The 24374-nt window shown below is 33.1% G+C and carries 19 protein-coding genes; 5 read left to right on the forward strand and 14 right to left on the reverse strand.

Translation table 11 applies throughout. The features are described from left to right. The first annotated feature begins 14 nt into the window (after window positions 1–14). Together IEV77_RS06935 and IEV77_RS06940 are read left to right on the forward strand one after the other, a co-directional pair. The gene (locus tag IEV77_RS06935; protein ID WP_229736604.1) at window positions 15–1574 is read left to right on the forward strand and encodes an AsmA family protein; all 1560 of its coding nucleotides are present in this window, start codon (window positions 15–17) and stop codon (window positions 1572–1574) included. A gap of 100 nt (window positions 1575–1674) precedes the next feature. Then, a complete protein-coding gene (locus IEV77_RS06940) occupies window positions 1675–4035 on the forward strand; it encodes an ATP-dependent helicase (protein WP_188463220.1) in 2361 nt (786 codons plus the stop codon). 3 nt (window positions 4036–4038) lie between these two features. On the opposite strand, the gene IEV77_RS06945 is transcribed toward IEV77_RS06940, so the two are convergent. Continuing rightward, the gene (locus tag IEV77_RS06945; protein ID WP_188463222.1) at window positions 4039–4905 is read right to left on the reverse strand and encodes an alpha/beta hydrolase; all 867 of its coding nucleotides are present in this window, start codon (window positions 4903–4905) and stop codon (window positions 4039–4041) included. Between the two features lie 54 nt (window positions 4906–4959). On the opposite strand from IEV77_RS06945, the gene IEV77_RS06950 reads away from it, so the two are divergent. Next, window positions 4960–5580, forward strand: coding sequence for an L-threonylcarbamoyladenylate synthase (locus tag IEV77_RS06950; RefSeq protein ID WP_188463224.1), 621 nt, complete (start codon window positions 4960–4962; stop codon window positions 5578–5580). Between the two features lie 82 nt (window positions 5581–5662). On the opposite strand, the gene IEV77_RS06955 is transcribed toward IEV77_RS06950, so the two are convergent. The 3 genes from IEV77_RS06955 to IEV77_RS06965 all read right to left on the reverse strand — a co-directional run bounded on the left by IEV77_RS06955 (window position 5663) and on the right by IEV77_RS06965 (window position 8029). Further along, window positions 5663–6502, reverse strand: a complete 840-nt coding sequence (locus IEV77_RS06955; RefSeq protein ID WP_188463226.1) for an OmpA/MotB family protein — start codon at window positions 6500–6502, stop codon at window positions 5663–5665. A 94-nt stretch (window positions 6503–6596) separates the two neighbouring features. Further along, entirely contained in the window at window positions 6597–7586 is a 990-nt protein-coding gene (locus IEV77_RS06960) for a glycosyltransferase family 2 protein (protein WP_188463228.1), read from the reverse strand. Continuing rightward, window positions 7583–8029, reverse strand: coding sequence for a type I restriction enzyme HsdR N-terminal domain-containing protein (locus IEV77_RS06965; RefSeq protein ID WP_188463229.1), 447 nt, complete (start codon window positions 8027–8029; stop codon window positions 7583–7585). The genes IEV77_RS06960 and IEV77_RS06965 overlap by 4 nt, the downstream gene beginning before the upstream one ends. Window positions 8030–8152: 123 nt before the next feature. Between IEV77_RS06965 and holA the strand changes: the two genes are divergently transcribed. Then, window positions 8153–9157: a DNA polymerase III subunit delta gene (gene holA, locus IEV77_RS06970; RefSeq protein ID WP_188463231.1), complete on the forward strand. Its 1005-nt coding sequence runs from the start codon at window positions 8153–8155 to the stop codon at window positions 9155–9157. After that, entirely contained in the window at window positions 9157–9522 is a 366-nt protein-coding gene (locus IEV77_RS06975; RefSeq protein ID WP_188463233.1) for a cupin domain-containing protein, read from the forward strand. Before holA ends, IEV77_RS06975 begins: the two co-directional genes overlap by 1 nt. 1 nt (window position 9523) lies before the next feature. Here the strand turns inward: IEV77_RS06975 and IEV77_RS06980 are convergent, their stop codons facing one another. The 10 genes from IEV77_RS06980 to uvrA all read right to left on the reverse strand — a co-directional run bounded on the left by IEV77_RS06980 (window position 9524) and on the right by uvrA (window position 24349). Next, window positions 9524–10000, reverse strand: a complete 477-nt coding sequence (locus IEV77_RS06980; protein WP_188463235.1) for a hypothetical protein — start codon at window positions 9998–10000, stop codon at window positions 9524–9526. A gap of 2 nt (window positions 10001–10002) precedes the next feature. Continuing rightward, entirely contained in the window at window positions 10003–11436 is a 1434-nt protein-coding gene (locus tag IEV77_RS06985; protein ID WP_188463237.1) for a hypothetical protein, read from the reverse strand. A 74-nt stretch (window positions 11437–11510) separates the two neighbouring features. After that, complete coding sequence (locus IEV77_RS06990) at window positions 11511–11888, reverse strand: DoxX family protein (RefSeq protein ID WP_188463239.1); 378 nt, start codon at window positions 11886–11888, stop codon at window positions 11511–11513. Between the two features lie 10 nt (window positions 11889–11898). Then, entirely contained in the window at window positions 11899–13503 is a 1605-nt protein-coding gene (locus IEV77_RS06995) for a class I SAM-dependent methyltransferase (protein ID WP_188463241.1), read from the reverse strand. Window positions 13504–13596: 93 nt separating this feature from the next. After that, window positions 13597–16008 (reverse strand): alpha-ketoacid dehydrogenase subunit alpha/beta, encoded by a 2412-nt coding sequence (locus IEV77_RS07000; protein ID WP_188463243.1) that lies wholly within the window; start codon window positions 16006–16008, stop codon window positions 13597–13599. A gap of 217 nt (window positions 16009–16225) precedes the next feature. Then, on the reverse strand, window positions 16226–18964 hold the full coding sequence (locus IEV77_RS07005) for a metalloprotease (protein ID WP_229736605.1): 2739 nt from the start codon (window positions 18962–18964) through the stop codon (window positions 16226–16228). A gap of 93 nt (window positions 18965–19057) precedes the next feature. Continuing rightward, window positions 19058–20239 carry a T9SS type A sorting domain-containing protein gene (locus IEV77_RS07010; protein WP_188463246.1) on the reverse strand — a complete coding sequence of 394 codons (1182 nt, stop codon included), beginning with the start codon at window positions 20237–20239 and terminating at the stop codon, window positions 19058–19060. 105 nt (window positions 20240–20344) lie between these two features. After that, the gene (locus tag IEV77_RS07015) at window positions 20345–21034 is read right to left on the reverse strand and encodes an LOG family protein (protein ID WP_188463248.1); all 690 of its coding nucleotides are present in this window, start codon (window positions 21032–21034) and stop codon (window positions 20345–20347) included. Window positions 21035–21288: 254 nt separating this feature from the next. Beyond that, on the reverse strand, window positions 21289–21459 hold the full coding sequence (locus IEV77_RS07020) for a lmo0937 family membrane protein (protein ID WP_188463251.1): 171 nt from the start codon (window positions 21457–21459) through the stop codon (window positions 21289–21291). Between the two features lie 55 nt (window positions 21460–21514). Then, entirely contained in the window at window positions 21515–24349 is a 2835-nt protein-coding gene (uvrA, locus tag IEV77_RS07025) for an excinuclease ABC subunit UvrA (protein ID WP_188463253.1), read from the reverse strand. Window positions 24350–24374: the final 25 nt, after the last annotated feature.

The following is a 24374-nucleotide window of genomic DNA, read 5'->3' on the forward strand; positions in this document are numbered from 1 at the left end:
GATATCTTTATGACATGGAGAAACAGAAAAAGAAATGGTTAAAGATTGTCGGCATTGTGATTGCCGTTCTCTTTTTAGGGTTTTTTATAACCCAATATGTTGTAAAATCTAAGTTAGAAAATACCTTGTCAACCAAATTACCGGAAACTTTAAAATTGACATACGATGATTTGCATTTTAGTTTGTTACAGGGTCAAGTAACAATAGATAATATAAAACTTACCAGTTTTGGAAAAACGGTTCAAAAACCCAATGCAGAACTTAAACTAGAGCATCTAATTATTAGTGGTTTTGGTTATTGGAATTTTTTAGTCAATAATTTGATTCAAGTTAATGATGTTTATTTTAAAAAACCAGACATTTCTTACTATCACAATGCATCAATTCCAGAGGAAGAGTATCAGGCCTCTCAAAGCAATTCATTCGATAAACGTGTTGAAATTAAACAGTTTAAAATAGATGAAGGTCGAGTTAAAGTTATAAATTCTGAAACAGATTCCTTAAAGCTTCAAACACAAAATATTAATTTAAAGATTAAAAATATTCTTTATAATGAAGAAACAAAAAACCGTAAACTTCCTATTGATTTTGGGAGTTACAGTCTGTTTTTTGATTCGTTCTTCGCGCAAATGGGCGACTATGAGAATGTAACCTTAAAGCAAGCTTCAGTAACAAACAAGACTATAGATTTAACAGAATTTAAATTATATACAAAATATTCAAAAGAAACCTTATCCAAAATTATTCCTTTTCAACGTGATCATTACAATTTAGAGATAGATTCTATTGTTGTAAACCAACCAAAGCTAGATGTTGTAAGAGATTCTGTTTTTAGCTTTGATAGTAATAAGATTGTTGTATATCAGCCCGATTTTAAGGTGTATAGAGATAAGCTTGTTACAGACGATCTACGTTTTAAGCCATTGTTTAGTAGGATGCTTCGCGATTTAAAGTTTGATCTAAATGTGGAAAATCTTATCATTCAGGATGCAGACATAGAGTACTCGGAAAAAGCAAAACTCAATAAAGAAGCCGGAAATATTAATTTTGGAAAACTTAATGCAGATATAAAGCATGTAAGCAACACCTACCAATCGCCCACAAAAACAACCATTCATGTGGAATCTCAATTTATGCAACACGCGCCTTTAAAAGTTGATTGGTCCTTTGATGTGAATGATGAATCTGATCTATTTAAATTTCAAGCGGAAATAGATGATCTGAATGCGAGTTATATGAATCAGTATATGGAACCAAATCTAAATATTCGTTTAGAAGGGGAATTAAATAGAACCTATTTTACAATTTCTGGGACTGATAATTTATCTAGTATAGATTTTAAGGTGAAATTTGAAGAGTTTAATGTAACTGCTCTTAAAGAAGATGGCAATGAAGAAAACCAATTTCTATCTAAGGTTATAAACATATTTGTATCTAAAAATAGTAGTAATAAAAAGAGTGCCTTCAAGGAAGCTACCCGACATGATATAGAACGCCAAAAAACAAAATCGGTGTTTAATTTTATATGGATAAGTACACAAGCAGGTTTATTAAAAGCAATGATTATAGAATAGCTGCTGATTAAAGAACTTTTAAATTGTTTATAATTAATCGTAAATCTTGCCTCGATAAAGTGTAACAATGGTTATTTTTATCCCTTAAAATGAAAGAGATTTGGAGACCTATTTAAGTCAGTTAAACGAAGCACAATTAGCACCTACCATTCAGAAGGATGGCCCCATGATAGTTATTGCTGGAGCAGGTTCTGGAAAAACCAGAGTACTAACCTTTAGAATAGCCTATTTAATGAGTCAGGGTGTGGACTCTTTTAATATTCTAGCTTTAACCTTTACCAATAAAGCCGCTCGTGAAATGAAGGAGCGTATTGCTACTATTGTAGGGACAAGTGAGGCAAAAAATTTGTGGATGGGAACTTTTCACTCAGTTTTTGCTAAAATATTGCGTTTTGAAGCAGATAGATTAGGCTATCCAAGTAATTTTACTATTTACGATACTCAAGATTCAGACAGATTAATTGCCTCTATCATTAAGGAGATGAATTTGGATAAAGAGCTTTATAAATACAAACAGATTCGCTCTAGAATTTCTTCATATAAAAACAATTTAATAACGGTTAAAGCTTATTCACAAAATCCAGAACTAAAGGAAGCAGATGCTATGGCAAGACGTCCAAAAATGGGCGAAATCTATAAAAATTATGTAGACAGATGTTTTAAAGCTGGCGCCATGGATTTTGATGATCTATTATTAAAAACCAACGAGCTCTTAACACGTTTTCCTGAAGTTTTAGCCAAGTATCAAGACAAGTTTCGTTACATTTTAGTGGATGAGTATCAAGATACAAACCATAGTCAGTATTTAATTGTTAGAGCTTTATCAGATCGCTTTCAAAATATTTGTGTGGTTGGAGATGATGCTCAAAGTATTTATGCTTTCCGTGGTGCAAACATTAATAATATTTTGAATTTTCAAAAGGATTATGACGATGTGAAGCTTTTTAGGTTAGAACAAAATTATCGTTCTACAAAAAATATTGTAAATGCCGCCAACTCCATAATTGATAAAAATCAAACAAAATTGGATAAGGTTGTTTGGACAGCCAATGATGATGGAGCAAAAATAAAAGTCAACCGTTCTTTAACAGATGGAGATGAAGGCCGTTTTGTAGCCAGTTCCATTTTTGAGAATAAAATGCAAAATCAATTAAAGAATAGCGATTTTGCCATATTATATAGAACCAATGCACAATCTCGTGCCATGGAGGATGCCTTGAGAAAACGCGATATTCCTTATAGAATTTATGGCGGTTTATCCTTTTATCAACGTAAAGAAATTAAAGATGTCTTGTCCTATTTGCGCTTGGTGATAAATCCAGCCGATGAAGAGGCGTTAAAACGAGTTATTAATTATCCTGCTCGAGGGATTGGTCAAACAACGCTTGATAGATTAATAGTTGCAGCCAATGGTTATGAACGTTCTATTTTTGAGGTTCTTCAGAATATCGATAAGTTAGATCTCAATATCAATTCCGGAACTAAAAATAAATTAAGAGATTTCGTAACTACTATTGAAAGCTTTCAAGTTCTAAATAAAACGGCTAACGCTTTTGAATTAGCAGAACACGTGACTAAGGCCACAGGTTTAATTAGAGAACTCAATAAAGATGGCACGCCAGAAGGCGTTGCTAAAATGGAAAATATTGAGGAGCTTTTAAATGGTATCAAGGATTTTGTTGAAGGACAAAAAGAAATCGTAGATGCTACTGCATCCTTAGCTGAATTTTTAGAAGATGTGGCTCTTGCTACCGATTTAGATGCGGATAAGGGTGATGCAGATCATGTAGCGTTAATGACCATTCACTTAGCAAAAGGATTGGAATTTCCGTATGTATATATTGTTGGTTTGGAGGAAGATTTATTTCCAAGCGCCATGAGTATGAATACAAGAAGTGAGCTAGAGGAGGAGAGACGTTTGTTTTATGTAGCACTTACAAGAGCCGAAAAACAAGCTTATCTTACTTACGCCTTATCACGATACCGTTGGGGGAAATTAATAGATTCCGAACCAAGTCGTTTTATAGAAGAAATTGATGAAGAATTTCTAGATATTATTACGCCTATAGAAGAAAGACGCTTTAACCCAATGTTAGATGCAGATATTTTTGGAGATGATATTTCTGAAATTAAAAGACAGGCAAATGCGAATAAAATTCGATTTAAAAAACCAGTGCAGCCTACTTTTAAGAAAAAAGGAGCGGCAGCCGAGAAGACACCAGAAAAAACAATTATAAGCACGCCAAAAAACCTAAAACCAGTAAGTAAAGCTGGTGGAAACGTTAATTTATTTGATAGCAAGTTGACTGTAGGAAATATAGTAGAACATTTGCGTTTTGGCAAAGGTGAAGTTTTACAAATTGAAGGTGCAGGAAGTGACACCAAAGCGGAAATTAAGTTTGTAAATGGTGGCGTTAAAAAATTATTGTTACGCTTTGCTAAATTAGAAATTATAGGATAAGTTTTAATCGAAATGTGTTTCAATAAAGGCTTTTAGCTTGATGCTTGTATCGAGTAAATCTAATCCAGTCCAACCATGTCCACCGTTTGGATATAGGGTGAATTCATTGGTTACACCCAAAACATCAAGCTTGTCTCTCATGTCGGTTCCTTGAGTTGTAGGAACTAAAGGGTCTAAGGCTCCATAAAACAAAATAGTAGGAGGAGCAGTAGCGGTAACTCTATGATACGGACTTACTTCCTCTAGGTGTTCTGTAGTTGCTTCTATACCATATAAATCCAACATAGCTTGTAACTCTGGGTTGGTGTTATTCAAGTAAGCAGGGTCTGTAAAGTTTGTGGGTCCAACAATACTACAAACCATGTCTATATTGTTTTCGGTATCAAAAGCATAGCTCCATAATAAAGATAAATGTGCACCGGCACTTGCTCCAATAAAACCAAAATCGTCATCAATAATGTAGTAATTTTGATTTGTTTTTAAATAATTTATTACAGACGTAATATCGTTAAGTTGCATTGGGTAAGGCTGATTATCCGGGTTGGCAAGCCTATAATTTATATTTACAATGGCCATATTTGGAAATTCACTTCTAATGAAATCCCGAAAACCGTTCATGTCGGTTTTGTCACCAGCAGACCAACCGCCACCATGAACTAAAATCATTACTTCGGTATCAAAGTTTCTATTAGCAGGGAGATAAATATCGAATCGTTGGTCGTTGTCTGGCCCATAAGACACATTTAATTCTTGGTAGTATTCTGAAGAATCCAAACTAATTACAGATGTGTTGTCATTGTCATCTGTAGAGCAAGAAATAAAAGAAATAATAAGAATAAGTACAAATAAGTAGTGTTTAATGACCTTCATAAAAGATTTAATTAATTACTTTGTATAAGTTAACGAATTTTTAAGAGAAATAGTATGGCTGAGTTTATTAAAATTTACGAAGAGAATCCGAACCCAAAAGAGATAGCGAAGGTTGTCAAGGTTCTGAGAGCGGGAGGGTTGATCATTTATCCTACAGATACTGTTTATGGTTTAGGTTGCGATATTAACAATCTAAAAGCTTTAGAACGTGTTGCTAGAATTAAAAATGTGAAATTGGAACAGTCTAATTTCTCATTTATTTGTGAAGATTTAAGTAATTTAAGTGATTATGTTAAACAAATTGACACAACTACTTTCAAAATATTGAAAAGAGCACTTCCTGGTCCGTATACTTTTATTCTTCCTGGAGCAAAATCCTTACCACATCCATTTAAAAAGAAGAAAACCGTAGGTATCCGTGTTCCAAACAATAGCATTGCTATAGAAATAGTGAAGCAATTAGGGAATCCAATAATTTCCACATCTATTCGTGATGAAGATGAGGTTCTGGAGTATACTACAGATCCTGAACTTATTTATGAAAAATGGCAAAACCTAGTAGAATTGGTTATTGATGCTGGTTATGGCGATAATCTGGCTTCAACCATTATTGATCTTTCTGAAGAAGAGCCTATTATTGTTAGAGAAGGAAAAGGAAGCTTGGAGATTTTCTAATTAATTAACTGCCTAAAATAAATCATAAAAAAAAAGCTCAATCGTAAGATTGAGCTTTTTTAATATATGGACTTAAAACTGATTATTTACCACCAGCTTCAAGGTTCTTCATTTCTTTTTCAATCATGTCGTAGAATTGATCGATTTTAGGAAGTACAACAATACGTGTACGTCTGTTTGTCGCTCTATTTTCCGCAGTATCATTAGGTACTAAAGGAGAATAGTGACTACGTCCAGCAGCTATCAACTGAGCAGGATTAACATTTAAATCAATTAAAACTCTTACAATAGAAGTTGCACGTTTAACACTTAAATCCCAGTTGTCAATTAATGGTGGTTTGTTGTAAGGTACATCATCTGTATATCCTTCAACCATACATTCAAAATCAGGTTTGCTATTTACAACCTTAGCTACTTTTGCAAGAACTTCTTTTGCTCTAGTAGTTACGTCGTAGCTACCACTTTTAAATAATAATTTATCTGCGATAGAAATAAATACAACACCTTTTTCAACATTAATTTCAATGTCTGGATCGTTAATACCTACTTCACGTTTTAAACTTGTAACCAATGCAAGGGTTACACTGTCTTTTTGAGTTAACGCATCTTGTAAACGGTTGATTTTTAATTCTTTTTCTTTAATACTTTCTAATGTTTTTTCAACATTACTAGCACCTTTCGAAGATAAAATAGTTAAGTTATCATTGTTTTTACGCAAATCTGCTACTTGTTCTTCTAAAGCTTTAGATCTAGCTGTTGCAGATGCTTTTTCTTCTAAACAAGAGTTTAATTTAACTGTTGCAGTGTTTAATAAATCTTGTGTGCTTTTTTGTTTAGCTTCTAAGTCGGTATATTCTTTTTTAGAGACACACGAACCTAATAAAAATAAGGCGAATACGCCTAATATCATTGTTTTTTTCATAATGTTTTCAGTTTTTAGATGTTCTTAATTAACAGTCCAAAATTATACAAAAGAAAGTAAGATTAAACATGTATTAACAAAAATTTTAACAGTTTTATAAACAATTGAACTTCTTATAGTTATTTACATAGTAAGACCAAACAATAGACCTTTTATTATAGTAGTTTTCGAGTTGTTTTAACTGGCTTCGTTGTTTTAAAAGTCTAGGTAATGAGGCATAAAAGCTTATATGAGCTTTAAGAATGGCCAAGACATATAATGGTTTTAATTCGAAAAGAAATTTTATGCTTGCTACGCCATCTAATAAAAGTCTAATTAATAACAAAAAGAACACATGACCACCAGCATTTTTAACCAAGGTAAACAAGCTATTCCTAAAGTTTAAATAGGTTTTTTTCGGATTTGTATTTTGCAGTGTAGCACCACCAACGTGATATATGGTTGAACTGCCGACATAAGTTGTTTTATAACCTAGATTGAAAGCTCTCCAACACAGATCAATTTCTTCCATGTGAGCAAAAAAAGCTTCATCAAAACCGTTTAAGGCTGTAAAAACATCTTTTCTTATAAAGAAACAGGCTCCTGAAGCCCAGAATATTTCGGCCTTGTCATTATATTGATCAAGGTCCTTTTCTATAGTATCAAAAATACGACCTCTGCAATATGGGTAACCAAATTTATCTATAAAACCACCTGCAGCGCCAGCATATTCAAAAGAATTCTTGTTTTTGTAATCTAATATTTTTGGTTGAATGATGGCTGTTTCTTTATTGTTTTCAAATGTCTCTAATATAGATGTTAGCCAGTTTTTAGTAACTTCCACATCGCTATTTAATAAACAATAAATGTCTTCATCTACCTGTTTTAAAGCATCGTTATAACCTTTGGCGTAACCTCCATTTTCTTTATTCTGAATAATTTTGACACTTGGAAAGTTTTCAATTATATAAGAAACTGAATCGTCTGTCGACGCATTATCTGCTACATATATAATAGCATCCGAAGAATATGCCATAACAGAAGGCAAGAATTGTTCTAGCAAAGCTTTTCCATTCCAATTTAATATAATGATAGCTATTTTCATTTGCTGTATTCTGGTAATTCTTTTAAAAAGTGATAACGTTCGTCCTTAAAATCCATCTGACAATAATAATGATTTAATCCATTAGTAACCATCAAATAAGTTGCCTTTAAAGCTAAATTGTATTGTGCAATTTGATCGAAAGTACTTTGACCGATTGGTATTTGCGGTGCTTTGCATTCTACTATAATATGAATAGAACCATCTGAATTAAAAACTACAATATCATATCGTTTTTTTAAACCATTCACTTTTAACTCTTTTTCAACATTAATTAAAGAAATCGGATAGTTCATTTCCAAAATCAAATATTGAATGCAATGTTGACGTACCCATTCTTCCGGTTGTAAAATCACGAATTTTTTACGAATACAATCGAAAATAGATATTTTATTTTCGCTATTTTTGAATCGAAATGGAAACTTTGGAAAATGGAGCTCTTGCATTAAGGCAAATAGATTTTTTTCAAAGTTAATCTACTATAATCAATTACCAAACACCATGAGTGATTTTTGGATTTTGGTATTTTAATTTGCCTGCCTGACGGTAGGCAGGGAATTTAATTTATTTTGGACGAAGTCAAACAAATAGTATTAGATATTAAGAACAGAAAGTTCCGACCTATTTATTTTTTAATGGGAGAGGAGCCATATTATGTCGATAATATTTCGAAATATATTGAAAACAATGTCCTTTCTGAAGAAGAAAAAGGCTTTAATCAGATGGTGTTGTATGGTCGCGATGTGACTATAGAAGATGTTGTTGGGCAAGCCAAGCGTTATCCAATGATGTCCGAATATCAAGTGGTTATTGTAAAAGAAGCTCAGGATTTAGCTAGAACTATAGAAAAATTAGTAGATTATGCGGAAAATCCACAGCCTTCCACCATATTGGTTTTAAATTACAAGTACAAAACCATTGATAAACGTAAAAAACTATACAAGACTCTAAAGAAATCTGGGGTTGTTTTTGAAAGTAAAAAACTATATGATAACCAAATCGGGGATTGGATTAGTCGTGTTTTGTCAGGACAGAATTATACCATTGCCCCAAAAGCATCTCAAATGCTTGCTGAATTTTTAGGAACAGATTTAAGTAAAATTTCCAACGAGTTGGATAAACTTAAAATAATCCTTCCTAAAGGAACTCAAATTACACCTGAGCATATTGAGTTAAATATTGGGATTAGTAAAGATTACAACAATTTCGAATTGCAAAAAGCTGTAGGAGCAAGAGATTTTTTAAAAGCAAATCAGATTATTAAATATTTTGGTGAGAACCCAAAAGACAATCCAATGGTTGTTACCGTATCCTTATTATTTAGCTTCTTTTCTAAGGTGTTACATTTACATGGTTTGAATGATAAATCGCCAAGGAGCGTCAGTACAGCTTTAAAAATTAATCCGTATTTCGCTAATGAATATATTGCAACTTCTAGAAATTATCCCATGAGAAAAGTAAGTGGTATAATTGCTACGTTAAGGGAGTTTGATGTAAAAAGCAAAGGTGTTGGATCTAATGCTGTGAAACAAGGAGATTTGTTGAAAGAAATGATTGTAAGAATAATGAACTAATGAAGAAATTACTATTTATATTTATTTGTGTGTCTTTTTTTTCCTGTAAACAGGAATCTAAACTTCCAGACCCTTTAGAGGCTGGATGGGAAGGAGAAAGCGTGTGCGAGGTTATTCATGAAGATGATAAAACCCGGATTTTAAAATGTACTTTTCCGCCAGGAGTAGGTCATGAAAAACACGAACACCAACCACATTTTGGTTATACCTTGCAAGGAGGGACTTTTAAAATTACAGATTCAAAGGGTACAAAAACAATAAACGTAAAAACAGGAACTACGTGGCATAAAGATGTTGTGAGTGAACATGAAGTTTTAAATGTTGGTGATAGTACGTCTGTTTATTTAATTATAGAAAGTAAGTAGTTTACTCTTCTAATTCTTCTATAGCTAGATTATAATCATATTGTAAATCTTCATGCAAGGTCCCAACTATTTTTTTAATAGTTAAAATCTGTCTGTCATAAATATTTGTAAGCGTGACATTTCTTTTTATAGAAGGTTTAAAATCTTTCAATTTATTACAGAAATAGAGTAGGAGTTCGACTTCTGTTTCTTTTTTAAGTGAATATCTAGCATATTTTTTTATGATACGTAGAATCTTGCGAACACTCTTTTTAATGTAAAAATAGCTGTCAGTATTAATGGTTTCAAACTGAACATCTATTTCCTGTTTAACAGCTTCGATGTAACCAGATTCGTCATGAGATTCGAATAACAAATAAGTAAGAAGCTCCTTGTTTTCTTTTTTAAAACGAGATAAACGCAAGCATAATTCCACGAGTTCTTCTGTGGAATTATGCTTCAATTCATCCTTAAGCTGTTTAACAGTCGCTGTTTTCATAATTAATTCGCGCAGGCTTTATATTCTTCTAATATTTGATTTAAGTTAATTATTTCTGAAAGATCAAACTCATTGTTTTTAATGTCTTCAGAAAGACTAGCGCAATTTGAAATAAATTCTGATAAAGCTTCAGAAAGTTTTTCGTTATTTCTTGAATCAATCATAAAACCATCTTCTTTATCTGAAAATTTCAAGACATAAGTTCCTGTTTCTCCTGGTTTTGTCAGCAACATGTTCCCGTCTACAGAATTTGAAACTTGATAAAAATAAGCATTGTTAAACCCGAAATTAGTAGCATTTGCAATTTTTTTCATGGCATTACCTTTTGTGGATAAACCATAAAAACATTTTTCTTCGCCATTATCTATTGCGCAAAATGAGATTTTGTCTTTTGCTGTGAATTTTTTAATACGCGAATTACCTTTATCATTTAAATATTTAACACTTACATTTTTACCATAATTATCAATAGATGTGGCATCGTAAACATTCGGTTCTTCTTGATCCGGATTTAATTCCAATTGTTCAAAAACGGCATAAATGGTTCCTTCATACTTCGTGCCATCTTCATCAATTACATAGCCTGAAACACCATATAAATTGACGCTATTTTCTTTAGCTACCTTTACTTTTTCATTGTGTAAAGCGGTATTATGTGCTTTTGCTTCTCGCCCTAATTTATAGCCTTTTATTAATAATTCTTCAACTAATAATTGGGCAAAACTTCTTGAAAACTGACCAGTTAGCATGGTTCTTGAACCATAATCATAAGAAAAGGAATCTCCAGAATAGGTTAAAACGTTAACAGAAGTGACTGTATTAGATGTTTTTTTAGTTTGTGCTACAGTAATTCTATCTAAATCGGTAATGGTGTATACATTGTCATTAAATGAAGCATGGCCAACAATGTTAGTGCTTTGAAAACCACCAAACAAAATGGTTCCATCGTCCTTAACAAACGGATTATAGGTATTCATGATGCTCTTTTTAAGAGCTTCATTTGCATTAGCTTCTGCAATATCTCCAGCATATTTTTCGCTTAAAGATTCTCGGTCTTCCGCAAAGAATGCTTCAACATTTGCTTTGTTAATTCCGTTGGCGTCTATTAAATTATATTTTTCGGAAAGCAAACGTACCATAATGCTTTTTGCGCTGAATGAAACTTTTGTAATTTCATATGGTATTTCTGTTTTAATGCCATCGGTATTAATTAATTCAACCCATTGAAAGCCTTCAATTTTAAATTCTTCTTCCCCATGAAAAATAGCATCAAATGCTTTTTCTCCATTTAAATATGAGAAATTATATGTTTTTGATTTAGAATCAAAGATGGCAACTTCTTGGTCGTCGAATATAATTTTATCTTTTTTGAATTTAATTTTCTGACTAAAACTGACTACTGGTAAAAGGAATAGTATAAATAATATATTTTTCATAAACTGATTTGAGTTGATAATTTAAGGTGCAAAATAACTAAAAATGATGGTATTGTATTGGAAATTGGTAATACTTACTTTTTATTATCCAAGGCAAATTTGCCAGGACCTGCAAGAAAAATAACTAGAAAACCAACAAGATATAATAGTGCTTTTTCTTTGGTACCAAAATCGTCATTTAAATGTACCACAAAGGCAGCAACAAACATGGTAATCATAACAGGAATAGCAGCAAGTTTTGTTTTAAAACCGATAATTATTAAAACAGGAGCTACAACCTCTCCAATTAAAGCTAAGATTAAAGAAAGCGTTGGGCCAACACCAATAGGGTCTCCAAATTCTATGGGACTTGCAAAAAGACGCTCAATCTTTGGAATACCATGCATAAGCATCATGCCTGAAATTGAAATTCTTAAGATAGCTAAGGCTAAATCGGTAAAATTTTTAGTCATATTAAATAATTTAATTATTGGTTCCTTTTAATAAATTGATACTTACTGTTGCCAAATTATTATTTGGGAATTTAGAAAAATAGCGTTCGTCAGGTTCCAATCCCGCTTCCTTTGCAATATTTTTAAAGACATCTACTTCTAGAATGTACTGGTCGCTAAAACCATGAGTAGCATCGTAAGCAGTAGCAGCTGTTTTGCCTAGGTTCTTGGCTGTTAATTCTGGTGTAATACTATGTAATTCTATAATTAATAAGCCGAATCTTTCCACAAATGGTTTCCATTTTTGTAGGTGTTCTAAAAGCGAATCTTCAACCAAATTATTATTTATGCGCTTTCCTTCAAAAGCATAAGCTCCTGTGGAATTACTTACACGGCTAGTTTTGGTTGCTGGTTTCTCCCAAATCCGATTATGATCTAAAAAAGTTCTGACATTGAGTAAATCTTTTAATTCAATATTATAATCTTCTTTTAAGTCTTTGGCTAATAGTTCGGGGCTGCCAATGTCTCCCCAAATAACTTTTGCCCAAATATCCGATTTAATTAAATTGGCCCTGGTAACTTTTAATGCGGCTTGATTAAAATCTGCTCCAACCAGTAATAATGGATGTTCATCAAGCATTTTTCCTCTTAAGGTTTGATGCTCTATCACATCAAAAATGTGCTGAATGAAGGCGCCATTTCCACAACCCATATCTAAAATACCTTTTGGTTGTTCGTCTATGGGTTTGTTAAAAAGCTCAATAACAACTTGATCGATAATTTTAAAATAAGTGGTGTGTGCTCCTCCAGAACCCCAAACATTCATTTCACGATGGACGTGTTTTTCGGTGTCGTTTGGAGATTCTGTTTTTAGAATGAATGGATTACCAAATAACAAGTCGTCTAAAGCTAAAAACGTGGGTAAATACGAAACGGTAACACCATAAGCTGAAGCTCGTTTTGCGAAAAACAAGCCTTCGTCTGTAAACTGATAGGTGTTTTTCTTCTTTTTGAACCAACCTAAATGAGAAAAGAAATCAAGTATTTTTTTAAAGCTTTCAGGGTTTTTATGATATTCTTCAGCAGTAAACGAAGCTTCCATGAAATATTTATGGAACAAGCCATTTACACCAAGTAATACAATTATTGGAGCTACAATACAGCCTTCAATATGTTTTAAAATTTGTAGTTCGACCTCGCTTTTTCCTTCTAACCCGAAGTTGTTTTCATATTTCTTAAAAATACGTTCTAAAACAATAAAGGCATCGCTACCAATTTTTTCTTCATGAAATTTTTCTGAATAGGAGAGTAGTTTTACTGCATCTTCATATAAGGGAATTAGTTGAAAGGCTTCTTTACTGTTTTCATTTATTTCATAAGAAATAGCATCTGAAGCATTATCGATATGTTGTATAAGCCAACCTTGAGAACACAATATTCTTAGCGCCACATTTAAATAGCCTTCGTTGGCATTAAAAACAATAGTTAAATCTTTTAGAGCAACCTTTCTGTTTTTTAATAAGTAGTCTAAAACATCTTTTTTGTAAAGCGAATAGGCCGTAGTTGCAGTTGTTAAGCCGTCTAGATGTCGAAAAATAGTACCACGAAGTTGTTCTTTATCTTGTTTTGTTAGCATGCATGAATTAGTTTGCTTTAAATATATGAAAAAAATGACCTCACAAGTTTTTAAACAGGTGAGGTCTTTGATTTTTATATAAAAGGTGTTTATTTATCTCAATTTTGGAAAATCTGAAGGATTAGCTTCATGCATTACTTTATAAACAGCTTCAAACACATCTTCCACAGAAGGTTTAGAGAAATAATCTCCATCTGTGCCATAAGCAGGTCTGTGTTGTTGTGCCGTTAAAGTTTGTGGTCTACTATCTAAATGTTTGTATGCGTTTTGTGTGTTTAAAACTTCATTTAAAATAAATGCAGAGGCTCCACCCGGAACGTCTTCATCAATGACCATTAAGCGATTTGTTTTTGCAACACTTTTTACAATATCGTGATTTATATCGAATGGCAAGAGCGATTGAATATCAATAATTTCAGCATCAATACCTACTTCTTGTAATTCTTTAGCTGCTTGTTCAATAATTCTTAAAGTTGAACCATAAGAAACTAATGTAATATCGTTTCCTTCTCTAATGGTTTCAACAACACCAAGAGGTGTTTTAAATTCGCCAATATTAGAAGGCATTTTTTCTTTTAATCTATACCCATTTAAGCACTCCACAATTAAAGCAGGTTCGTCTCCTTCAAGCAACGTGTTGTAAAAACCAGCTGCCTTCGTCATGTTTCTAGGAACTAAAACGTGAATTCCACGAATTAGGTTAATAACACCTCCCATTTGAGAGCCAGAATGCCAGATACCTTCTAATCTATGACCACGAGTTCTAATAATTAATGGTGCTTTTTGACGTCCCATTGTTCTATATTGAAGGGTAGCCAAATCGTCACTCATAATTTGAAGCGCGTATAAAATATAGTCTAAATACTGAATTTCTGCAATTGGGCGTAAGCCTCTTAAAGCCATTCCAATACCTTGGCCAAGAATGGTAGCCTCACGAATTCCAACATCTGAAACACGAAGTTCGCCATACTTTTCTTGCATGCCTTCCAGGCCTTGATTTACATCTCCAATATGTCCAGCATCTTCACCAAAAACCAATGCCTCTGGGTATTTGCTAAAAATAGCATCGAAATTATCTCTTATCACTAATCTAGCATCGACATCTACGCTATCTTCATTGTAAGTTGGCTTAATTTCTTTAATCTTTAAAGCCGATTTAGGCGATTCGCTATATAAATGCGAACTATATTTAGATTGAATATTTTCGGAGTACGAATTAATCCAATTTATTAATTGTGTTTTTTCAGTTGAAGTTTCGCTAACTACATAACGCAATACTTTTCTAGCAGTAGAAAGAATGTCTTTTCTAATAGGTTCTTTAATCTCTGCTAAATCGTTTGAAAGTTTGCTTATAAATACTTTATTATCACTTGAATTTGCAACGTTTTCTAATACGCCTAGAAGTTCTTGTTGTTCATCTTTTAAAGGTTGTGAAAATGCTGTCCAAGCGGCTTTTTTACCTTCACGAACTTCTTTTTTGATGGCACCTTCAATATTTCTTAATTCCTCTTCTGTAGCCATGCCATTGGAAATCATCCATTCGCGAAGCTTCGTATTGCAATCAAATTTAACTTCCCAAGCCAAACGATTTTTATCTTTATAACGTTCGTGAGATCCTGAAGTTGAATGTCCTTGTGGTTGTGTTAACTCCTTCACATGAATTAAAACAGGTACATGCTCTTCTCTCGCTATTTTTGAAGCCGTTTGATAAGTTTCAACTAATGCGGGATAATCCCAACCGTTAACACGGAGAATTTCGTAACCTTTATTGTCTTCATCACGTTGAAACCCTTTTAAGATTTCAGAGATGTTTTCTTTTGTTGTTTGATGTCTTGCATGTACAGAAATTCCGTATTCGTCATCCCAAACACTCATAACCATTGGTACTTGTAAAACACCGGCCGCATTGATGGTTTCGAAAAATAGACCTTCACTAGTACTGGCGTTACCAATAGTTCCCCAAGCGACTTCATTTCCTTTATCAGAAAAATTAGTGGTATCAATTCCTTTTACTTGTCTGTATATTTTAGATGCTTGTGCTAATCCTAACAATCTAGGCATTTGCCCAGCAGTAGGAGAGATGTCTGCACTAGAATTTTTCTGTTTTGTTAGATCTTTCCAATCACCATTTTCGTCTAAACTATGAGTTGCAAAGTGGCCTCCCATTTGTCTTCCTGCAGACATTGGATCATGTTCTATATCTGGATGACCATATAAACCAGCAAAAAATTGTTGGATGTTTAGTTCTCCAATAGCCATCATAAAGGTTTGATCTCTGTAATAACCAGAACGGAAATCGCCGTTTTTAAAGGCTTTAGCTAAGGCTAATTGTGGCACTTCTTTTCCATCCCCAAAAATTCCAAACTTTGCTTTTCCAGTAAGAACTTCACGACGCCCAAGAAGACTGCACTCACGAGAAGTAACAGCAATTTTGTAATCGTTTAAAACTTCAACTTTAAAGTCTTCAAAAGAAAGGTCATTTTTTACGTCTGGATTTGTCTGCATAGTTGTTATTTTATGGTTGCAAATTTAGTCAAATTTTGTGTGCTTTGCAATTTGAAACGTAGTTAAAGGTTTAACAAATTATCAGTGTTTTGGGCAATACACATTAAAAAGCTGAAAGATTGTTAGTTATTTTCGAAATTGTTAGAAATATGTTATAGGAAAGGTGTTGTGAAATACTTTGTAATTATTGGGGTTTTAGAAGAAGAGATGTGATGTATTAATACCAACGTCGCGTAAACAATCCAAAAAGTGTTTTTAAATCTAGAGTTACAATAAATCGAATTTTTTCAGCATATTGAGCTTGTGCAACTTCCCATCCTAAATTAGAATACACCGGGAAATACAGTTCAAAATAATCTGGAATCAAACTCACTCGAATTCCCGTATCATAAACAAATTCGAATTTGTCCCCATGGTTCTTTAAGAGTCCAATATCCCCATAAGCTAAAATATATTTCCAGATGGTTGCACTACCATTAATGGTGCTTATCCATTGGTTAGCATAGGGTGTGTCTAATTTCGATTTAAAACCCCCTTCAGCAATTATTAACTGCTGACTGAATAGTCCTGTGTCTTCAGATCGACCATAGTAATTATAGTCGAATAGATAATCTGTTGGTCTATCTAGGGCATAACTAAAATAATCGGAGGTTTCATAAGATTTATTATAAAGGAAAATTCCTGTAAAAAATCTTAAATTATACTGTCTGTTATTTTCTGTTAATTTTCTGTATTCATAATTGAATGCTAACTTCCCAAAATCTTTCCCAAATTGTACATCGGTAAACCAAGCTGTGTAATCCTTTAGCCCTTTATTGATATTGTTATATCGAAGGTCTAGAACACTGTAATTTGGTTCTGTAGCGTCTTGAGTTACATCTGGATTATCATCTCTATGGATATCCACATACCTAGCGGTGATATATTGTTTTTTATTAGAACGTAAGTTCGATTTATCTCGAAACTGCATGGATACTCCAGGTGTTATTTTTCTAACAAACAGATCTTCGGCATAACTGGAATAACTACCAGAAGCACCATAGCTAATACTAAATAAATCGGATGTATTTTCAATGTATTGAGTATAACCTAAAGAAATAGATCCTGTTAAGGAGTTTGATTTGGTTCCGTACTGTGGGGAAATTTTGTAATTAAAAGCTTTTTTAAGGACCGTTTTATTATAGGCTTTAATCCCAAGCACAATCCCATCGTAAATGTTATCGAATTCTATAATTGGCATAAAAAACACTTGATTGTAGGCCGGATCTTCAATATCTTTTAAAAGTCTAAATTGTACAGGTCTGTTGAATAAAGAATTTGTTAAGGACTTCGTATTGTCTCTCAAATCGAATTCTGGAATAATTAAATCCTGATTTAAAACCACTCTAGTACCAGTCCCTTTTGGAATGGTAATTGTTTTAGTATCTATAACATCAGCTACCCAAGTTTTAGAAATGACTTCATCTTTATCAAGCACAAATACCGAGATAGGGACATTAGCTTTTGTCTTATTCTTGATGGTTACTTTTACTGAGTCCCGAGATTCTTCAAAATCTGAAATGGTAAAATCGATATGTTTTTTAGTTTGTAAATAATCTGTAAAAAACCAGTTGATATCTTTGTCTGAATTAGCTTTTAAAATCCTTTCAAAATCTGATGTATTGCTTTCTATAAAGGTGTATTCTGTAATGTATTCCTTGATGGAGCTTTCTACAACTGCTTCATCTATATAATAATCCAAATAACGCAATCCAACCCCAGCTTTGTATTTGTTGGCAATGTTTAAATTAAACTTTAAAAGCGAATCTTTTGCCATTAACAAGGGTTGGTCTATGTTTTCCCTAGCCATGTGCATGTATAAAAAAGGATATTGATCGTTAAAAGCTAATTGTGAAGCATGAAAAGATTTAATACCCCAAATTTTGGATAAAGTTCCAGATATTTTCATATCTGGATAGTACTCTTCAACATACTTCATTAAATAGTAGGTTTGCAATCCGTCGATAATCCACTGATCTTTCCTAGGGTTAAGAAATAATATGTTTTCTAAATAATTGTTAACGGCTGTTTTTAAGATTTTTAATTCGTATTGAAATTTATCTGGAAAGGGTCTAATAAAATCAGGTAACAGGTTTAAACCATAAATAGGATTTTTTTTATAATCAATTCGGGTGATCAATAATTTTTCGTGTGGATAAGGTTTCAGATTTTCTGTTAGAAAAGCTGAAATCTGATCTATGGCTACCATGTTGTCGATGAGATTTAAATTCTCTTCATCAACACTAGAAACCATTGTAAAATAATCCGTTTGAATCTGGTTGAAACGTTTTTCTTTGGTTAAGAATAGTTTGTTGTTTACTCTGTTTTTTCCTTCCAGCTTTACTGTTGTCATACTATCTTTTTGAAAGCTGTCAACCTGATTTAATTCAGATGTAATTTGAAAGGTGCTTGGTACATTTAATTCTAAGCTAATATCGGCTGGAGGAATAAACATATCATCCAGATTTTTATTGCTAGAATACTGCCATTCGCCATTATAAACGGCAGGCGTCATGTACCAATATCGTAAGTTGAAATCGCCGTCGTTAGAAACGCCATATCTGGTAAATTTATCGCTTGGTACTTGAACTATATAATTAAGATGAATGGTATAGCTTTGTTTTGGTTTTAGAGGTGTTTCTAGATCTACTCTTACCACATCAATATGGTCTTTAACTCTATCAAATTCTAAATTATTTCCGTTTTGATCGATAGACGTGATAACAGAATAACCTCTATCATCATTTTGAGCAAAATGGAATTCATTGCTATATTCTTCTTCAAAGCGTTTGGCTAAAGGTGTAGTTTTAGTTGCGAAACTTTGGTTCCAATCGTTTAAATAAATAACATCTAAAGTATCATCTGTGTTATTGAAATAGGTAATGGTTTGAGAAATTTTAATCTGATTTTTTTCCACATAAAAAGTCGCCTTTAGGTCTATTTTATTTTGACCTAAAACAAATAAAGGAAGGCACAGAATTATGAAATGGATTAAAAATCTTTTTTTCAACTACTTTATAAACTTTAAGGGTTGCACATTCATGTTTGGGATGCTCAAATAATACATGCCACTATTTAAACCTGAAACATCTATTCGTAAATTATTAGAAGTTTCCAGGGGAATCACTTTTACTATTTGACCTAAGGTGTTAAATATATAAAGTTTTTTGGTTCTAAGTGCTTGTCTGTTGATTTTAACTTCTAAAGTGTTTTCAACCAAATTCGAACCAATAAGTTGTATAGATTCTGGTTGATGGGTTGGAACACTTAATAAGGTTTCGTTGGTTTCTAACTGCAAGGTTACGGGGAGGTGGTCACTAAAATAATAAAGAGCTTCGCGAATGGCTGCAGAATAATCTGTTCCAGCACAATCGACATCCTTTATTTCGCTGTTGTAACAATTGATATTATCGTTGTTTCCAAATGTTTTATAGCTGTCCGGCACATAATAAATATCTTGATTGGAAAGCATGTTCGAGGTTGTTAAGATAAAATCGAATCGATCATCAAAACCACCTGTAGATCCACCCATTCCTGTTTGAGTTCGGGTAGATTGTGTAAACATATCTAAAAAATTGGTATTGTTGTGCCAATTCCCCATTCTATTGGCAGGATCTACAAAAACAATGTTATTGGTTTCGTCTATTAATTCTTGAAAAGCAGGCTCTGAATTTGAATATACATTAAAATCTCCGGCTAACATAACATTACTGTCAGCAGGAAAGGAATTTAAATATTTTGTTAAATCTTCAGTCATTTGTAATCTATACGCTTGGTTATCTGCGCCACTTGAGGCTTTTAAATGACAAACAATAACGTTTAAATATACAGGATTACTAACTTGATTGGTAGAATTTAACTTTAATTTATAATGATTGAAGTCACGATAAATAGTCGTGACAATATGCTGACTTTCTAAAATGAACTTCGAGCTATTATAAAACAGCAAATTTTGAAGATCGTTTTGATTGCCTATATTGTTATCCGACGTGTTTAAAGTAAACGTAGCACTTCTAAAATCGGCGCTCACATTGTCTTGAAGGACGCCCAAAATACTATTTGCTCCTTCAGCATTATTCAACTCGCAAACCATAAATAAATCTGGTTGGAAGGTGTCTAAGGTCTGATCCAAATATTGAATACGATTGGATACATTGGCTTCTAATGGAAAATTAAGCAAATTGTAAAACATGACCTTGAAATTTTCTTGCGAAAACAGGCCATGTGATATCAAAATGCAAAGCATAGATAGTACAAGAAATTTCTTATTTATCGTATTTTTTAGAATCAATTAGAATTAGAAGTTAGGACTTAAACGGTATTCTTTATAGAAGACATCTAAGATATCAATAACTTCTTCAGGAGTATCAACCAAATGGATTAAGTCTAAATCTGTAGCACTAACATTATTGAACTTGCTAAGTAACACTTCTTTTACCCAATCAATTAAGCCACCCCAAAATTCGGTTCCAACTAAAATTATAGGGAATTTCTCAATTTTATTTGTTTGGATAAGGGTAATGGCTTCAAACAATTCGTCTAAAGTTCCAAAACCTCCAGGCATTACTACAAACCCTTGAGAATATTTAACAAACATCACTTTTCTCACAAAGAAATAATCGAAATCTAAGCTTTTATCAGAATCGATATACGGATTATCATGTTGTTCAAAAGGTAATTCAATGTTTAAACCAACTGAAGTTCCTCCAGCAATATGAGCACCTTTATTACCAGCTTCCATAATTCCTGGTCCACCACCAGTAATCACACCATAGCCGTGATCCACAATTTTGGCAGCCACTTCTTCAGCTAATTTGTAATATTTATTATCTGGTTTGGTTCTTGCAGATCCAAAGATGGAAACACATGGTCCAATTTTACTTAGTTTTTCGTATCCATTTACAAACTCTCCCATGATTTTGAAAATAGCCCATGAATCGTTTGTTTTAATTTGATTCCAACGTTTGTGATGTTGTTCGTCTCTCATTTATATATGTTTTTTTTATCTCTATATTTTTTTGGGAATATAACTTAACTAATTCTAGTTTGTTAAATTAAATCCAAAAGCAAATTTAAGAGAAATATAGAGATTTTAAGCGCTTTATTAAAATGATTTTAAATAAGCACTATAAAAGTGATTTTTAGTTTGATGTATTTGAAATATTAAGGCATAAAAAAGACAAACCGTTTATGCGATTTGTCTTTTTCATATTAAGATGCGAAACTAAATTTATTATCTTACTACTTTAATGGACCTCGACCAGAAATAATATTATACAAGATAACGATTATTGCAATCACTAACAAAATGTGAATTAAATTGTTGGTTCCAAGTCCTGGAACAACTCCTAAAAAACCTAATAGCCAAATTACTATACATATAACTGCTACTAGCCAAAGTAAACTTCTCATAATATGATTTTTTTAATGGTTAAGAAACTAATTTAGTAAAAATTTATTTAAAATTTTATAAATTTAATTCTTTTTTAAGAAAATGTGCTGTATAACTTGATTTGTGCTTAGCTACTTCTTCAGGAGTTCCTTCAACAATAACTTCGCCACCATTTTTACCACCTTCATAACCAATATCAATAATATGATCGACCATTTTAATAACGTCCAGATTATGCTCTATAATTAAAACTGTATTGCCTTTGTCTGCTAATTTGTTTAACACAATCATTAGCACGCGAATGTCTTCAAAATGTAGTCCAGTTGTAGGTTCATCTAATATATAAAAGGTGTTTCCAGTATCGCGTTTGCTTAGCTCGGTAGCTAGTTTAATACGTTGGGCTTCACCACCAGAAAGGGTTGTGCTTTGTTGTCCTAGAGTAATATATCCTAATCCAACGTCTTTAATGGTTCTTAGCTTTTTATGAATTTTCGGTATGTGTTCAAAAAAAGGTACGGCATCATTAATAGTCATATCTAGAACATCGCTAATGGATTTTCCTTTATAGCGTATTTCTAATGTTTCTCTGTTAAAACGCTTTCCTTGGCATGTTTCACATTCTACATAAACGTCTGGAAGGAAATTCATTTCAATCACTCGTAAACCACCACCTTGACAGGTCTCGCAACGTCCGCCTTTTACATTAAAACTAAAACGCCCAGGTTTATAGCCACGAATCATAGCTTCCGGAAGTTTTGCAAACAGACTTCGTATTTCGCTAAAAGTACCAGTGTAAGTTGCAGGATTAGATCTTGGCGTTCTTCCAATTGGCGATTGGTTGATGTCGATAACTTTATCAATATGCTCCAATCCTTTTATGCTTTTGTACGGCATTGGCACTTTTACTCCATTAAAATAGTGTGCATTCATAATAGGGTAGAGGGTTTCGTTTATTAAAGTCGATTTTCCACTTCCTGAAACGCCTGTTACGCCAATCATTTTTCCTAAGGGAAATTTTACCGAAACATTTTTTAAGTTATTTCCTGTACAGCCTTTTAATTCTATAAAGTTTCCATTGCCTTTTCTGCGTGTTTTTGGGACTTCTATTTGTTTGGTACCATTAAGATAATCGGCGGTTAGTGTATGATGTGTTTTTAGTTCGGCTGGTGTGCCGATACTAATAATTTCTCCACCATATTTTCCGGCTTTTGGTCCGATGTCAATTACATAATCGGCATGTTCTATCATGTCCTTATCATGTTCTACCACAATAACCGAATTACCAATATCTCTTAAAGCGACTAAAGATTTTATCAGTTTTTCATTGTCACGTTGATGAAGTCCAATGCTAGGTTCATCTAAAATATAAAGCACACCAACCAGTTGAGACCCAATTTGTGTAGCTAGACGAATTCGTTGAGCTTCGCCACCAGAAAGTGATTTCGAACTTCGGTTTAAGGATAAATATTCCAAACCAACATCCAATAAAAACTGAAGTCTGGTTTTAATTTCTTTGATGACTTCTTCAGCAATTTTTAATTGTTTGTCTGATAAATGATTTTCTAAGTCGTTAAACCAAGCAGCTAAATCAACTATGTCTTTATTGGCTAGATCAGCTATGTTTTTGTCGTTTATTTTAAAATATAAAGATTCCTGTCTTAAGCGTGAACCATTGCATTCGCTACAGGTAACCTTATCCATATATTCTTTTGCCCAACGTTTTAAAGACGTTGTTTCTGCATTGACAAATTGGCTTTCGATAAAATTAGATACGCCTTCAAAATCTATTTTATAATCACGAGTTACTCCAAGAGTTTTACTTTCAACTGAAAACTTTTCGTTTCCGCCATAAAGAATCATCTCTTTGGCTTCTTCAGGAATACTTTTATATGGATCGTTTAATGAGAAGCTAAAACGATGCGCAATAGTTTCAAACTGCTTAAAAATCCACGAGTTTTTTTGAGGACCGTGAGGTGCCAGAGCTCCAGCTGCAATAGATAATTTAGAATCTGGAATAATTTTATGTTCGTTTACCTGATACAAAGATCCGATACCATTACACTTTGGGCAAGCTCCTTTAGGGGAGTTGAATGAAAAGTTATTTGGCTCTGGATTTGGATATGAAATCCCAGAACTAGGACACATTAAATTCCGGCTAAAATATCTGGTTTCTTGTGTGTCTTGATCTAGAACCATTAAGACATCTTCGCCGTGATACATGGCTGTATTGATGGTTTCAGTAAGACGTTTATCATTATCAATAGAATCTTCTATTTTTAAACGATCGATCACAATTTCTATGTCGTGATTTTTGTAACGATCCAGTTTCATTCCTTTTACAAGGTCTAGAATCTCTCCATCGGCTCTTACTTTTACAAAACCTTGTTTGGCAATTTGCTCAAATAATTCTCTGTAATGACCTTTTCTAGATCGTACAACAGGAGCTAGAATATTGATGCGTTTACCTTTAAAGCTTTCAAAAATAAGTTCTTTAATCTGCTTGTCGTTATAGCTCACCATTTTTTCGCCAGAATTGTAGCTATACGCATCACTAGCACGAGCAAAAAGAAGTCTTAAAAAATCGTAAATCTCTGTAATGGTACCAACGGTAGAACGTGGCGACTTGCTTGTTGTTTTTTGTTCAATGGCAATTACAGGCGAAAGTCCGTCAATTTTATCCACATCTGGACGTTCTAATCCTCCAAGAAACTGTCTGGCATAAGCCGAAAAAGTTTCTATATATCTACGTTGACCTTCGGCATAAATGGTATCGAAAGCCAAAGACGATTTTCCACTACCAGATAAACCAGTTATAACCACTAGTTTTTCTCTAGGAATAGTGACATCTATATTTTTCAGGTTGTGAACGCGAGCGCCCTGAACCTCTATGTTATCTTCGAATTTACTCATAAAAATAGCTCTTTTGACTTTTAAG

Origin of the sequence: Xanthomarina arctica (assembly GCF_014638915.1) — a bacterium.
Classification (GTDB): domain Bacteria; phylum Bacteroidota; class Bacteroidia; order Flavobacteriales; family Flavobacteriaceae; genus Xanthomarina; species Xanthomarina arctica.

Coding starts and splice junctions, on each gene's coding strand:
- IEV77_RS06935 (WP_229736604.1), top strand. CDS start 15: ATGGAGAAACAGAAAAAGAAATGGTTAAAGATTGTCGGCATTGTGATT.
- IEV77_RS06945 (WP_188463222.1), bottom strand. CDS start 4,905: ATGAAGGTCATTAAACACTACTTATTTGTACTTATTCTTATTATTTCT.
- IEV77_RS06950 (WP_188463224.1), top strand. CDS start 4,960: ATGGCTGAGTTTATTAAAATTTACGAAGAGAATCCGAACCCAAAAGAG.
- IEV77_RS06955 (WP_188463226.1), bottom strand. CDS start 6,502: ATGAAAAAAACAATGATATTAGGCGTATTCGCCTTATTTTTATTAGGT.
- IEV77_RS06960 (WP_188463228.1), bottom strand. CDS start 7,586: ATGAAAATAGCTATCATTATATTAAATTGGAATGGAAAAGCTTTGCTA.
- IEV77_RS06965 (WP_188463229.1), bottom strand. CDS start 8,029: ATGCAAGAGCTCCATTTTCCAAAGTTTCCATTTCGATTCAAAAATAGC.
- IEV77_RS06975 (WP_188463233.1), top strand. CDS start 9,157: ATGAAGAAATTACTATTTATATTTATTTGTGTGTCTTTTTTTTCCTGT.
- IEV77_RS06980 (WP_188463235.1), bottom strand. CDS start 10,000: ATGAAAACAGCGACTGTTAAACAGCTTAAGGATGAATTGAAGCATAAT.
- IEV77_RS06985 (WP_188463237.1), bottom strand. CDS start 11,436: ATGAAAAATATATTATTTATACTATTCCTTTTACCAGTAGTCAGTTTT.
- IEV77_RS06990 (WP_188463239.1), bottom strand. CDS start 11,888: ATGACTAAAAATTTTACCGATTTAGCCTTAGCTATCTTAAGAATTTCA.
- IEV77_RS06995 (WP_188463241.1), bottom strand. CDS start 13,503: ATGCTAACAAAACAAGATAAAGAACAACTTCGTGGTACTATTTTTCGA.
- IEV77_RS07000 (WP_188463243.1), bottom strand. CDS start 16,008: ATGCAGACAAATCCAGACGTAAAAAATGACCTTTCTTTTGAAGACTTT.
- IEV77_RS07010 (WP_188463246.1), bottom strand. CDS start 20,239: ATGTTTTACAATTTGCTTAATTTTCCATTAGAAGCCAATGTATCCAAT.
- IEV77_RS07015 (WP_188463248.1), bottom strand. CDS start 21,034: ATGAGAGACGAACAACATCACAAACGTTGGAATCAAATTAAAACAAAC.
- IEV77_RS07020 (WP_188463251.1), bottom strand. CDS start 21,459: ATGAGAAGTTTACTTTGGCTAGTAGCAGTTATATGTATAGTAATTTGG.
- uvrA (WP_188463253.1), bottom strand. CDS start 24,349: ATGAGTAAATTCGAAGATAACATAGAGGTTCAGGGCGCTCGCGTTCAC.